Annotated in this window: 11 protein-coding genes and 4 tRNA genes; all 15 read left to right on the top strand. The window is 36.3% G+C overall.

The window, feature by feature from the left end; all coding sequences use genetic code 11:
- The first annotated feature begins 78 nt into the window (after positions 1-78).
- The 15 genes from ACX9TM_RS27610 to ACX9TM_RS27540 all read left to right on the top strand — a co-directional run bounded on the left by ACX9TM_RS27610 (position 79) and on the right by ACX9TM_RS27540 (position 13,130).
- Complete coding sequence (locus tag ACX9TM_RS27610; RefSeq protein ID WP_063219897.1) at positions 79-2,052, top strand: DHH family phosphoesterase; 1,974 nt, start codon at positions 79-81, stop codon at positions 2,050-2,052.
- Complete coding sequence (gene rplI / locus ACX9TM_RS27605) at positions 2,049-2,495, top strand: 50S ribosomal protein L9 (protein ID WP_000864228.1); 447 nt, start codon at positions 2,049-2,051, stop codon at positions 2,493-2,495. Before ACX9TM_RS27610 ends, rplI begins: the two co-directional genes overlap by 4 nt.
- A 27-nt stretch (positions 2,496-2,522) precedes the next feature.
- Entirely contained in the window at positions 2,523-3,884 is a 1,362-nt protein-coding gene (dnaB, locus tag ACX9TM_RS27600) for a replicative DNA helicase (RefSeq protein ID WP_065381949.1), read from the top strand.
- 215 nt (positions 3,885-4,099) lie between these two features.
- Positions 4,100-5,389 carry an adenylosuccinate synthase gene (locus ACX9TM_RS27595; RefSeq protein ID WP_000100238.1) on the top strand — a complete coding sequence of 430 codons (1,290 nt, stop codon included), beginning with the start codon at positions 4,100-4,102 and terminating at the stop codon, positions 5,387-5,389.
- 143 nt (positions 5,390-5,532) lie between these two features.
- Positions 5,533-5,608 (top strand) — tRNA-Lys (locus ACX9TM_RS27590).
- A gap of 13 nt (positions 5,609-5,621) precedes the next feature.
- Positions 5,622-5,693 (top strand) — tRNA-Glu (locus ACX9TM_RS27585).
- A gap of 21 nt (positions 5,694-5,714) precedes the next feature.
- Positions 5,715-5,790 (top strand) — tRNA-Asp (locus ACX9TM_RS27580).
- Between the two features lie 41 nt (positions 5,791-5,831).
- Positions 5,832-5,904: transfer RNA gene (locus tag ACX9TM_RS27575), tRNA-Phe, on the top strand.
- A 281-nt stretch (positions 5,905-6,185) separates the two neighbouring features.
- Positions 6,186-6,893 carry a cell wall metabolism DNA-binding response regulator WalR gene (gene walR, locus ACX9TM_RS27570; protein WP_000971865.1) on the top strand — a complete coding sequence of 236 codons (708 nt, stop codon included), beginning with the start codon at positions 6,186-6,188 and terminating at the stop codon, positions 6,891-6,893.
- A gap of 3 nt (positions 6,894-6,896) precedes the next feature.
- Complete coding sequence (gene walK, locus ACX9TM_RS27565) at positions 6,897-8,738, top strand: cell wall metabolism sensor histidine kinase WalK (protein ID WP_000755367.1); 1,842 nt, start codon at positions 6,897-6,899, stop codon at positions 8,736-8,738.
- Positions 8,735-10,051 carry a YycH family regulatory protein gene (locus tag ACX9TM_RS27560; RefSeq protein WP_065381950.1) on the top strand — a complete coding sequence of 439 codons (1,317 nt, stop codon included), beginning with the start codon at positions 8,735-8,737 and terminating at the stop codon, positions 10,049-10,051. The genes walK and ACX9TM_RS27560 overlap by 4 nt, the downstream gene beginning before the upstream one ends.
- A complete protein-coding gene (locus ACX9TM_RS27555; RefSeq protein WP_000383740.1) occupies positions 10,032-10,874 on the top strand; it encodes a two-component system regulatory protein YycI in 843 nt (280 codons plus the stop codon). Before ACX9TM_RS27560 ends, ACX9TM_RS27555 begins: the two co-directional genes overlap by 20 nt.
- A complete protein-coding gene (locus ACX9TM_RS27550; protein WP_000522837.1) occupies positions 10,858-11,652 on the top strand; it encodes an MBL fold metallo-hydrolase in 795 nt (264 codons plus the stop codon). Before ACX9TM_RS27555 ends, ACX9TM_RS27550 begins: the two co-directional genes overlap by 17 nt.
- Before the next feature lie 63 nt (positions 11,653-11,715).
- Positions 11,716-12,891, top strand: a complete 1,176-nt coding sequence (locus ACX9TM_RS27545) for a S1C family serine protease (protein WP_000008033.1) — start codon at positions 11,716-11,718, stop codon at positions 12,889-12,891.
- 53 nt (positions 12,892-12,944) lie between these two features.
- Positions 12,945-13,130 (top strand): CxxH/CxxC protein, encoded by a 186-nt coding sequence (locus ACX9TM_RS27540; protein ID WP_001052827.1) that lies wholly within the window; start codon positions 12,945-12,947, stop codon positions 13,128-13,130.
- The last annotated feature ends 51 nt before the right edge of the window (positions 13,131-13,181 follow it).

Raw genomic sequence — 13,181 nt, 5'->3', positions numbered from 1 at the left:
AATAATATTCCTTATACTATTTTAATCTGTTTAACTAACTGGAAGGTAAGTTAGTTTTACTTTATAGGAGTTGTATACATGCCTGAATTTGATAAGAAACAGTGGTTTTTATATCCTGTTTATGTATTGGCATTTTTTGTGTTTGTGCTCATTTCAATTCTCTGTTATTTTCATTTAATTATGGGTATAGCTGCTTTCGTCATTTTTTGTATCGTATTCTTTATCGTTATACGATTTGAACTTAATTTTCAAAGGAATTTCGAAAAGCATACGACAGATATGATTACAAGAGTAAAGAAAGTAAGTAATGAAGCATTTAACCAAATGCCGATTGGTATTTTGTTATACAATAAGGATTATGGGATTGATTGGGCAAATCCTTATTTATCTTCATGTCTGGGACAGCACGCATTAGCTGGATGGCACCTTTACGATGTATCAGAAACATTACTTCTTTTCATTAAAGGAGAAACTTCTGATGATATAGTCTCTTTAAATAATCGAAAGTTTCGCGTTTTTGTAAGGAAAGAAGAAAAGTTAATTTATTTCTTTGATGTAACGGAACAAACAGAAATCGAAAAGATGTACGAGGATCAAAGGACTGTTTTAGCTGTCATCTATTTGGATAATTATGATGAAGTTACACAAGGATTAGATGATCAATTACGTACGAATATAACAAGTCTTGTGACATCGCGACTAAATGAATGGGCACTTAAGTATGGTGCTTATTTAAAACGTGCATCTTCAGAAAGATTCTTCGTTGTGCTAAATGAAAGTATTTTGACGCAGATGGAGAAAGGGAAATTTAACATTTTAGATCAGGTGCGTGAAGAAACATCTAAAAGGAATATACCACTTACATTAAGTGTGGGTGTCGGATCAGGTGATTTACCTTTATCAGAGCTTGGAGCAATGGCTCAATCTGGTTTAGATCTTGCGCTTGGGCGTGGGGGAGACCAAGTAGCTATTAAACAAGCGACAGGTAAAGTTAAGTTCTATGGAGGTAAGACAAATCCGGTTGAAAAACGTACCCGTGTACGCGCCAGGGTCATTTCGCATGCGTTAAAGGATTTAGTATTAGAAAGTAGTAATGTCATTATTATGGGGCATAGGGCTCCCGATATGGACGCAATTGGTGCTGCGATTGGTATTTTAAAAGTGGCTCAATTAAATGAGCGTAAAGGATATATTGTGTTAGATGAAAATGATTCCGATAAAGGAATTAAGCGTTTGATGGACAAAGTGAAACAAAATGAGGAGTTATGGTCTCATTTTATTACTCCAGAGCAAGCGATGGAATTTGCAAATGATGAGTCGTTACTTGTTGTTGTCGATACGCATAAACCTTCTATGGTGATGGAGCAAAAACTGTTACATAAAATTGAAAATGTAGTAGTTATTGATCATCATCGCCGTGGAGAAGATTTTATTGAAGACCCATTGCTAGTTTATATGGAACCATATGCTTCTTCAACGGCAGAATTGGTTACAGAATTACTTGAGTATCAACCTAAAAATTTAAAGATGACAATGTTAGAAGCGACGGCATTGTTAGCGGGTATTATTGTCGACACGAAAAGTTTCACATTCCGGACAGGGGCTCGTACATTTGATGCTGCTTCTTATTTACGCTCACATGGTGCAGATACTGTACTTGTACAAGAACTTTTAAAGGAAGATATGGATCAGTATTTACGGGTTGCAAAAGCTATAAAAAATGCGTACATTTATAAAAATGGAATTGCGATTGCTAAAGTTGATAGTGATGATTACTACGATCAAGTGCTTATTGCGCAATCGGCAGACACGTTATTAACGATGACAGGGATTATTGCATCATTTGTTGTTGCGAAACGTGGCGAGAATCTCATTGGAATTAGCAGCAGGTCTTTAGGTGAAGTGAATGTGCAGCTAATTATGGAAAACTTAGGCGGTGGCGGGCATTTGACGAATGCAGCCACACAGATGAAAAATGTTACAGTAGATGAAGCTGAGGAGAAGCTTCGATTTGTTATTGATGACTATTTACAGGGAGGCACACAATCATGAAAGTAATTTTTCTAAAAGACGTAAAAGGTAAAGGTAAAAAAGGAGAAGTAAAAAACGTACCAGATGGCTATGCAAATAACTTCTTACTAAAACAAGGATTAGCTGCTGAAGCAACAAATAGCAGTATGAAAACTTTAGAAGCTCAAAAGCGTAAAGAAGAAAAAGATGCAGCAGCAGAGCTTGAAAATGCAAAAGAGTTAAAAGAGACTTTAGAGAAATTAACTGTAGAATTAAAGGCGAAATCTGGAGAAGGTGGCCGTTTATTTGGTTCTATCACAAGCAAACAAATCGTAGATGCAATGCAAAAATCACACAAGATTAAACTTGATAAACGTAAATTTGAAATGGACGATGCAATCCGTGCGCTAGGTTATACAAACGTTACTGTGAAATTGCATCCACAAGTAACAGCAACAGTAAAAGTTCATGTTAGTGAACAATAAAAATAAATTAAGCAAGGAGGATTGCGTATGAGTGATGTACTTGCTGATCGTACCCCTCCGCATAATATAGAGGCTGAGCAGGCGGTTTTAGGGGCCATATTGATTGATCAAGATGCGTTAACTTCAGCATCAGAGTTATTGGTACCTGATTCGTTCTATCGAACGAAACATCAAAAGATTTTTGAAGTCATGCTTGGGCTATCTGATAAGGGAGAGCCGATCGACTTAGTAATGATGACATCAGCAATGGCTGATCAAGGGTTACTAGAAGAGGTTGGTGGGTTTTCTTACTTAGCAGAGTTAGCAGAAGTTGTGCCAACTGCAGCTAACGTAGAATATTACGCACGCATCATCGCTGAAAAGGCGCTTTTACGTCGTTTAATTCGCACGGCGACTCATATTGTATCGGATGGATACGAGAGAGAAGATGATGTGGATGGTCTTTTAAACGAGGCTGAGAAAAAAATATTAGAAGTATCCCATCAAACGAATGCAAAAGCATTCCAAAACATTAAAGATGTTCTTGTAGATGCTTATGACAAAATTGAACTTTTGCATAATCAAAAGGGTGAAGTTACTGGGATACCAACTGGGTTTACTGAATTAGATAAGATGACAGCAGGTTTCCAACGAAATGATTTAATTATCGTGGCAGCACGTCCATCAGTAGGGAAAACGGCATTTTCATTAAATATTGCACAAAACGTAGCGACGAAAACGGATGAAAATGTAGCGATTTTTAGTTTGGAGATGGGTGCTGATCAGCTTGTTATGCGTATGCTTTGTGCAGAAGGGAATATTGATGCACAAAGACTTCGTACTGGTTCATTAACTTCCGATGATTGGGCAAAATTAACAATGGCAATGGGGAGTCTCTCAAATGCTGGTATATATATTGATGATACGCCAGGTATTAAAGTAAATGAGATTCGAGCAAAATGCCGTAGATTAAAGCAAGAACAAGGTCTTGGTATGATTTTGATTGACTATTTGCAGCTTATTCAAGGAAGTGGGAAATCAGGAGAAAACCGTCAGCAGGAAGTATCTGAGATTTCTCGTACCTTAAAAGGGATTGCGCGTGAATTGCAAGTGCCTGTTATTGCTTTATCACAGTTATCTCGTGGTGTAGAATCTCGTCAAGATAAACGCCCGATGATGTCTGATATTCGTGAATCTGGAAGTATTGAGCAGGATGCTGATATTGTAGCTTTCCTATATCGTGAAGACTACTATGATCGAGAAACGGAAAACAAAAATACAATTGAAATTATTATTGCAAAACAACGTAACGGTCCAGTAGGTTCAGTGGAACTTGCATTCGTCAAAGAGTTCAATAAGTTCGTTAACTTAGAACGTCGTTTTGAGGATGGACATGCTCCACCGGCATAAAGGCAGTATAAAAAAGAAACACATTTCTTATAATAAGATGTGTTTCTTTTTTTTTATAAGAAAGATAAGGCTTTCATAAGTTAAATATATAATTCTTACGAACGAAAATGTTTTTTTGTGAAAAAATGTTCGCTTTTCGGTTGACTTCTCTTTCGGTTTTGGTACAATTATATTGTTTGAATAGATCGTTTGAAAATTGCGGAGGTGCTTTAATAATGTCTTCAGTAGTAGTTGTAGGAACACAATGGGGCGACGAAGGAAAAGGTAAAATCACTGATTTTCTTTCTGAGCATGCGGAAGTAGTTGCAAGATATCAAGGTGGAAATAACGCGGGACATACAATTGTTTTCGGCGGAGTTAAATATAAATTACACTTAATTCCATCTGGTATTTTCTATAAAGAGAAAATTTGTGTAATCGGAAACGGATTAGTAGTAGATCCAAAAGCATTACTTGAAGAGTTAAAATACTTACACGATCGTGGTGTAAGTACTGATAATTTACGTGTAAGTAACCGTGCACATGTTATTTTACCTTACCACTTAAAACAAGATGAGTTAGAAGAAGCAAGTAAAGGTGATAACAAAATCGGTACAACGAAAAAAGGTATCGGTCCTGCATATATGGATAAAGCTGCTCGTATTGGTATTCGTATGGCTGATCTTTTAGACCGTGAAGCATTTAAAGAGAAGCTTGAGCGCAATTTAGTAGAAAAAAATCGTTTATTTGAAAAAATGTACGATACAGAAGGTTTCACTGTAGAAGAAATTTTCGAAGAGTACTTCGAGTACGGGCAACAAATCGCGCAATATGTATGTGATACGTCTGTTGTATTAAATGATGCATTAGATAATAATCACCGTGTATTATTTGAAGGTGCGCAAGGTGTTATGCTTGATATTGACCACGGTACGTACCCGTTCGTTACATCTTCTAACCCAATTGCTGGTGGTGTAACAGTTGGAACTGGAGTTGGTCCTGCGAAAGTTACTCGCGTTGTAGGTGTATGTAAAGCATATACAAGCCGCGTTGGTGATGGTCCATTCCCTACTGAGCTTCATGATGAAATTGGTCATCAAATTCGTGAAGTTGGTCGCGAGTATGGAACGACAACTGGTCGTCCACGCCGCGTAGGTTGGTTCGATAGCGTTGTTGTAAGACATGCACGTCGTGTTAGTGGTTTAACGGATCTATCATTAAATTCTATCGACGTTTTAACAGGTATTCCAACTCTTAAAATTTGTGTAGCTTACAAATACAATGGCGAAGTTATTGATGAAGTTCCAGCTAACTTAAACATTTTAGCGAAATGTGAGCCTGTATATGAAGAGCTTCCAGGTTGGGAAGAAGATATTACTGGTGTAAAATCATTAGATGAACTTCCTGAAAATGCACGAAAATACGTAGAACGTGTTTCTGAGTTAACAGGAATTCAAATATCTATGTTCTCAGTTGGACCAGATCGTAACCAAACAAATATTGTACGTAACGTATACGAAGCTTAATTAACATTTTTTGAAAAAAAACTCATGTCTGCATGAGTTTTTTTCTTATTCTTTTATAAAAAAACAAAAAAAGTATTGCAATAAATACAGAATACATGTTATGATACATCTTGTCGTCACGAAAATATGACGTTGGTGAGTATGAGCCATTAGCTCAGTTGGTAGAGCATCTGACTTTTAATCAGAGGGTCGAAGGTTCGAGTCCTTCATGGCTCACCATTTTATTTTTCGTGGCCCGTTGGTCAAGTGGTTAAGACACCGCCCTTTCACGGCGGTAACACGGGTTCGAATCCCGTACGGGTCATGTTTTTTTTTGCTTATTTTTGGTCCCGTGGTGTAGTGGTTAACATGCCTGCCTGTCACGCAGGAGATCGCCGGTTCGACCCCGGTCGGGACCGCCACTTTTGTTTATACCACCATTAGTGGTTTTATATATAGTTTTGGCTCGGTAGCTCAGTCGGTAGAGCAGAGGACTGAAAATCCTCGTGTCGGCGGTTCGATTCCGTCCCGAGCCACTCTCAGGATATTAAGTGGGCCCACTTAATATCCTTTTTATTTATGTAATTTTACAAAACTGAGTAGTTATTTTAAAATAGAACGAGGAGCCTCTAGCAGTTGAAGCTAGAGGTTTTTCTATAGATCGTATAGGATGCCGTGTAAAAGTGGATCATACATGAGTCTATGAGAATAGAGGAGAAAATACTTAAACAAAGGATGCGGTCATATAGGACATACTATGTAAACATCAATATGTTTAGGGATTATTGACCATATTTTTATAAGGAGGAAATAGACGATGATGGGAAAGAAAATTTTAGTAGTTGATGATGAAAAGCCGATTGCAGATATTTTGAAGTTTAACCTAGAAAAAGAAGGTTTTGAAATAGTAATGGCGCATGATGGTGATGAAGCAATTGAAAAGGCTAATGAAGAGCAACCAGATATGGTTTTATTAGATATTATGCTACCAGGTAAAGATGGCTTAGAGGTTTGCCGTGAAATACGTAAAAGCTCAGAAATGCCGATTATTATGCTTACAGCAAAGGACTCTGAGATTGATAAAGTATTAGGGCTCGAGCTTGGGGCAGATGATTATGTAACGAAGCCATTTAGTACGAGGGAATTACTTGCTCGTGTGAAGGCGAATTTACGCCGCCATCAACAAGGTGGTGCTGCGGAAAAAGAAGAAAATACAGAAATGGTTATTGGACCAATTGTGATCAATCCAAATGCATATAGTGTAACGAAGCGCGAGGAAAATATCGAGCTTACACATCGTGAATTTGAGTTGCTACATTATTTAGCGAAACATTTAGGACAAGTTATGACACGCGAACATTTATTACAAACAGTTTGGGGTTATGACTATTTTGGAGATGTGCGCACAGTAGACGTTACAGTACGTCGTTTGCGTGAAAAAATTGAAGATAATCCAAGCCATCCTACTTTAATTGTAACTAGACGTGGAGTAGGGTATTACTTGCGTGACCCAGAGCAGGAATAGTATATGAAGAAAGTTGGTTTTTTTCAATCTATTCATTTAAAATTTGTGCTTATATATATGCTATTAATATTAATAGCGATGCAAGTTATTGGAGTATATTTCGTAAGGGAATTAGAGAAGAGTTTAGTACAAGGTTTTAGGGATTCTTTAACGCAGCAAACAAACTTATTATCATATAATTTGAAGCAAGAGTTTAAAAAAAGTTATACAAAAGCAGAAACAGAGTCAACAGATGAAACGATTAAAACTTCAATTCGAAAATTTGCCTCTGATCAGAAGAAAGTTATACAAGAGGTAAGTGTATTTGATTCGCACAGAAAGTTACTGGCTATTTCAGATGAATCAAAGCAGAATAAGGTGAATCGAACATCAACTGATATAGCTGTTCAGCGAGTGTTAGTACAAAAAAAGCCGGAAGTGAAAATTGAGAAGGATGGTAGTACAGGTCATCGTGTTCAAGTTATGCTTACTCCGATTCTAGATGATAACGGTAAGGATGCGCTTGGTGTTATTTACATTGTGGCATCTATGGAAGATGTATATAAACAAATGAAGGATATAAATCAAATTTTTGCTACGGGAACAGTAATTGCTTTATTAGTAACGGCCGTACTTGGGATTTTATTGGCTCAAACAATTACAAGACCAATTTCAGATATGCGGAGACAAGCAATCGAAATGGCAAAAGGAAATTATTCGAGAAAAGTAAAAGTGCATAGCCATGATGAAATTGGACAACTGGCATTATCCTTCAATAATTTATCAAAAAAATTACAACAAGCTCGTTCTTCTACAGAAAGTGAAAGGCGTAAATTATCATCTGTTTTATCACATATGACAGATGGAGTAATTGCTACTGACCGAAAAGGGGATATTATTTTACTAAATGATCCTGCGGAAAAGATGTTAAATGTTTCTCGTGAAACAGCGCTCGATCAATCTGTTTTAGAGGTATTAGGGATACAGGAAGAATTTACGCTCGATCATTTATATGAAGAGCCAGATTCTGTTTTATTAGATTTTAGTACGAGAAACGAACCATATATTTTACGTGCTAGTTTCTCTGTTATTCAAAAAGAAACAGGGAAGGCAAACGGCTTAATTGCTGTACTATATGATGTAACAGAGCAGGAGCGTATAGAACGGGAACGCCGTGAGTTTGTGGCGAATGTCTCTCATGAATTAAGGACGCCATTAACGACGATGCGCAGTTATTTAGAGGCACTTACAGATGGAGCATGGCAGGATCCAAATATTGCACCACAATTTTTAACGGTTACACAAGAAGAAACAGAAAGAATGATTAGACTTGTAAATGCGTTGTTACAGCTATCTAAACTTGATAGTACAGAGCATCGTTTAATGAAAGAATGGGTCGACTTTACTGATTTCTTTAATAATATTATTGATCGCTTTGAAATGTCTAAAGAGCAAAATGTAAGTTTCAAACGATCTTTCTCTAAGAAATCTAGATTTATTGATATGGATACTGACAAAATTACTCAAGTGCTGTATAACATTATTTCTAACGCATTAAAGTATTCACCAGAAGGTGGAACAGTAACATATCGTTTACGTGATCGCGGTGATTTATTAGAAATTAGTGTAAGTGACCAAGGAATGGGTATTCCAAAAGAAAACGTTGATAAAATCTTTGAACGTTTTTATCGCGTAGATAAAGCTCGTTCAAGACAAATGGGTGGTACTGGGCTTGGATTAGCAATTGCAAAAGAAATGATTGAGGCACATGGTGGCTCTATTTGGGCGAAGAGTGAAGAAGGAAAAGGGACAACTATTTATTTCACGTTACCAATGGCAGCAGATGAAGAGGACGATTGGGAATGAGTATGGAAAACTTTAAAACAATAGTTTTAATTAACCTAGTTGTAATTAGCCTATTTCTTACTTTTAACCTATGGACGTATGTGCCAGATTCTACATCCATGCAAAACGCGAAATTTGTGCAGGGAAATGAAGGAATGAACCAAACTAAAATTTCCGATGTTGTCCGTCCTACTTCTATCATCGTGCATAAAGATAAAAATCATTATGGGAGCAGAAGAGAGGCAGATATAGAATCAATCTATAAGCCTCTGGAAGTAGGGGAACTACATGATTTTAAAGAGATATCAATCACTAAGGGTGATTTCCTTTCATATGTGCATGGTGAAGGGAAAGTTGAACTTGTTTTCCCTACCGATATCCCATTTGATGCAGTAAAATCCATGTTTAACATGAAAGAGAAGAGTACAGATAAGCCTAAACATTTTAATCGTATTCTCCTCGATCCTTCTCGAAGTAAGGATCAAGAAATTAAAATTAACTTTGTTTCTGATGGTGATAACTTTAAAATATACGAGGCAAAATTAAGTGGCGTGTATTTAAAAGATATTGTAAATGCCCAAAATCAATTTATAGTATCAGCAAAGCCTTATTTTGATTATCAACTTAATGATATGAAAAAGTTATTTTTACCAGATGGAACGACAGAGTTAAACAATATAACATATATTTCATCTAATTTAGCAGTTGATACGTTTAAGAATGCTCTGTTTAGTGATCCTCGTTATTTAAGTCCGATTACCGAGATGTCGAAAGAAACATTTACAGATGGTATTAGATCCATGGAAATTGAAAACGATCGTCACATGCTAAAGTATAAAAACTCTTCTGTCTTAACTGAGAAAACGATAGATAATTTAATGCTTTTACAAAAAAGCTTTGAATTCGTAAGTGGTCACAGTGGAAGTTTGGATTCATATCGTTTGGACTATATGAATAAAGGAGAGACAGTATTTCGTTTAAATGAAGATGGATATTCAGTATTCAATGAAGATGGATTAGCTGAATTGAGACAAATATGGGGATCAGAAGAAGTAATGGAATATGAAAGACCGTTGCTGTCTTTAAATACTAAAGGTATAGAACAGAAGGTTACTCTTCCGTCAGGGCATGTTGTAATAGCATCCCTAGAAAATAATCCAGAGATAAAGAAACAAGTAATTAAGGATATTAGTATTGGATACAAGTTATCACTAGATGGACAAGTAGTTCGATTACAACCAATTTGGTATGTAAAGCTTGTTGAAGATGAAACAGGTAAACAGAAAATCTATGAGTGGAGTGAGGGAGGACTAAATGGATTGGGATCGGATTAAAACCATATTTATTGTGACCTTTTTTGTTTTGGACCTCTTTCTCATTTTCCAATTCATTCAAAAGCAAGATAGTAATCAATTGGAGCTTATTGCAGAAACAAAGATAGATCAAGAATTAAAAGCAAACAAAATTACGATGGGAAATATCCCTAAAGAACCGAAAAAAGAGTCATTTATTAGAGCAGAAAATAAAGCTTTTAAAGAAGAAGATATACAGTCTTTGAAAAATCAAACGGTGCATATACAAAATATGTACAAGATAGAAAGTAAGCTAAAAGAGCCTTTTTTAAATACGAAATCATTATCAAAAGATAAGTATAATGAATTTTTGAAGAACTATGTATTGGATGGACAAAAGTATGAATTTGGAGCGGTGAAAGACTCTAAAATTTATTTCTTCCAAAAATATAAAGATAAGCCTATTTTCTATAATAATCAGGCGATGATTGTTGTGGAATTAAATGAAAAAAATGAACTTGTTTCATATACGCAGACAATGCTAACTGATTTAAAAGAAATGGGCGAAGGTGAAAAAACGAAAGAGCAAGAAATTATTACGGCTCAAACAGCTTTAGAAAATTTGTATTTAAAAAATAAAATTCATGGAAATACGCATGTTAAAGAAGCGCAAATTGGTTATGCCACTCTTACCGCATCTACTTCTAATAACCAAGTACTGGCTCCAACGTGGAATTTGAAAACGGAGCAGAAGCAGGACTTCTTTGTGAATGCAATTGAAGGACAAGTTATGGAATTAGGAGAAAAGGAAAATCAAGTGGTTGATGAACATACTGGAGTGAGAAAGAATGGGGTTGCATTTTAGCGTACTTGCAAGTGGAAGTACAGGAAATATGCTATACGTAGGAACCGATGAAAAAAAATTACTAGTCGACGCAGGTTTAAGTGGTAAAGCAACAGAGGCTTTATTTAAACAAGCAGAACTGAATATAAATGATGTATCAGGTATTCTTGTAACGCATGAGCATAGTGATCATATTAAAGGTTTAGGTGTACTGGCACGTAAATATGATTTACCTGTTTATGCGAATGAGAAAACATGGAATGCAATGGAACATTTAATAGGAAATATCCCAACTGAACAAAAGTTTATTTTCTCAGTTGGTGATGTGAAAACCTTTGGTGATATTGAAGTCGAGTCATTTGGAGTTTCTCATGATGCGGCAGAACCGATGTTTTATGCTTTCCATAACAATAATAGGAAGTTAGCGCTTATTACAGATACGGGATACGTAAGTGACCGTATGAAAGGCGTTATTAAGGGAGCTAATGCTTTCGTATTTGAAAGTAATCATGATGTAGAAATGCTTCGTATGGGACGTTATCCATGGAGCATTAAACGACGTATTTTAAGTGACGTTGGGCATGTTTGTAATGAGGATGCTGCATTAGCGATGGCAGATGTAATTACAGATGAGACAAAGCATATTTATTTAGCCCATTTAAGCTTAGATAATAACATGAAAGAACTAGCGCGTATGTCAGTATCACAAGTACTAGAGGAAAAAGGATTTGGAGTGGGTGAATCCTTTGAAATTCACGATACAGATCCAAAAATGCCTACAAAAATTCAATACGTATAATTCTTCATTTTAGTAAACAATAAAGGTGAATATAGTTGTTTTCAGGAAGATAGGTGAACAAATATGTCCTTTATTGATGAAGAAAATTATCGTATGAAACGTGCAGGAAAAAAGAAGCACAAAGGTATAGTTCTTTCTAGTATAGCGGGAACAATTGTAGGAGCTTCTTTATTCGCGTTTGGAGCGCCTTTATTTTCAAATTCTGCTGATACGCTTCCGCAAGCTGAAGCAAGCGGAAGTAATATGGCCGAAACTCAAGGGATTAAACAGATTAGCTTTGTAGATGCTGTTGATCGTGCATCTGAAGCTGTTGTGGGTGTTATTAACATTCAACGAGATAACTTTTCAGAGGCAGATTCAGAGGCCGGTACAGGATCAGGAGTAATTTATAAAAAGACAGATGGTCAAGCTTATATTGTAACGAATAATCATGTTGTAGCTGGAGCGAATCGTATTGAAGTAAGTCTAAGTGACGGTAAGAAGGTTCCTGGAAAAGTATTAGGAACCGATGTAGTCACAGACTTAGCTGTATTAGAAATAGATGCAAAGCATGTGAAAAAAATAATTGAAATTGGCGATTCTAATACTGTTCGCAGAGGAGAGCCAGTTATTGCGATTGGAAACCCGCTTGGACTGCAATTTTCTGGAACAGTTACACAAGGTATTATTTCAGCTAATGAACGTATTGTCCCTGTAGATTTAGATCAAGATGGACATTATGATTGGCAAGTAGAAGTGTTACAAACAGATGCAGCGATTAATCCGGGGAATAGTGGCGGTGCGCTTGTAAATGCAGCAGGACAATTAATTGGTATTAATTCAATGAAAATTGCTGCAAAAGAAGTAGAAGGAATCGGCCTTGCTATTCCGGTGACTAGAGCTGTTCCGATTATGAATGAACTTGAGAAGTATGGAAAAGTAAGAAGACCATATGTTGGGATTGAACTTAGGTCATTAAATGAAATTCCAAACTATTATTGGTCAAAAACATTACATTTACCAGGTACTGTAACAGAGGGAGTTTGTATTTTGGATGTGAAAAGTCCTTCGCCAGGTGCGGATGCTGGTTTAAGAGAACATGATGTTATTGTGGCGGTAGATGGAAAACCGATTCGCGATATTATTGGATTCCGTACGGCCTTATATGATAAGGAAATTAATGATAAAATGACTCTTACGTTTTATCGTGGCACAAAAAGAGTAACAACAACAGTGAAATTAGGCATTCAAAAGTATTAAAAACAGGAGGGCCTACCTCCTGTTTTCTATTGTAGAAAAGTGAGGTGAAGAAAATGAATTTACCTTGTTGTTTAGAGCATGTTGAATTAGCGTTAGATATTATTGTGGATGAGTGTGAAGTTGCGCCAGTTATCAACAATGTGGATAACTCGGAAAAAGAGAAAAAAACATGTGAATTTTGTCAAAATGAGGCGACATATGTTGTATCGAACACAGATTCTCACACAATATGTGGGTAGTATTTGTGGATATGTGGATAAGTTTTGTGGATAACATGTTTGTAAGGTGGA

This window comes from Bacillus sp. LH1 (assembly GCF_057924895.1).
Note: the sequence above shows the minus strand (reverse complement) of the source record. Positions and strands in the feature narration are given on the sequence as shown.

What these genes read in the sequence shown, in the direction of transcription:
- ACX9TM_RS27610 (WP_063219897.1), top strand. Translation starts at nt 79, where the DNA reads ATGCCTGAATTTGATAAGAAACAGTGGTTTTTATATCCTGTTTATGTA.
- rplI (WP_000864228.1), top strand. Translation starts at nt 2,049, where the DNA reads ATGAAAGTAATTTTTCTAAAAGACGTAAAAGGTAAAGGTAAAAAAGGA.
- dnaB (WP_065381949.1), top strand. Translation starts at nt 2,523, where the DNA reads ATGAGTGATGTACTTGCTGATCGTACCCCTCCGCATAATATAGAGGCT.
- ACX9TM_RS27595 (WP_000100238.1), top strand. Translation starts at nt 4,100, where the DNA reads ATGTCTTCAGTAGTAGTTGTAGGAACACAATGGGGCGACGAAGGAAAA.
- walR (WP_000971865.1), top strand. Translation starts at nt 6,186, where the DNA reads ATGATGGGAAAGAAAATTTTAGTAGTTGATGATGAAAAGCCGATTGCA.
- walK (WP_000755367.1), top strand. Translation starts at nt 6,897, where the DNA reads ATGAAGAAAGTTGGTTTTTTTCAATCTATTCATTTAAAATTTGTGCTT.
- ACX9TM_RS27560 (WP_065381950.1), top strand. Translation starts at nt 8,735, where the DNA reads ATGAGTATGGAAAACTTTAAAACAATAGTTTTAATTAACCTAGTTGTA.
- ACX9TM_RS27555 (WP_000383740.1), top strand. Translation starts at nt 10,032, where the DNA reads ATGGATTGGGATCGGATTAAAACCATATTTATTGTGACCTTTTTTGTT.
- ACX9TM_RS27550 (WP_000522837.1), top strand. Translation starts at nt 10,858, where the DNA reads ATGGGGTTGCATTTTAGCGTACTTGCAAGTGGAAGTACAGGAAATATG.
- ACX9TM_RS27545 (WP_000008033.1), top strand. Translation starts at nt 11,716, where the DNA reads ATGTCCTTTATTGATGAAGAAAATTATCGTATGAAACGTGCAGGAAAA.
- ACX9TM_RS27540 (WP_001052827.1), top strand. Translation starts at nt 12,945, where the DNA reads ATGAATTTACCTTGTTGTTTAGAGCATGTTGAATTAGCGTTAGATATT.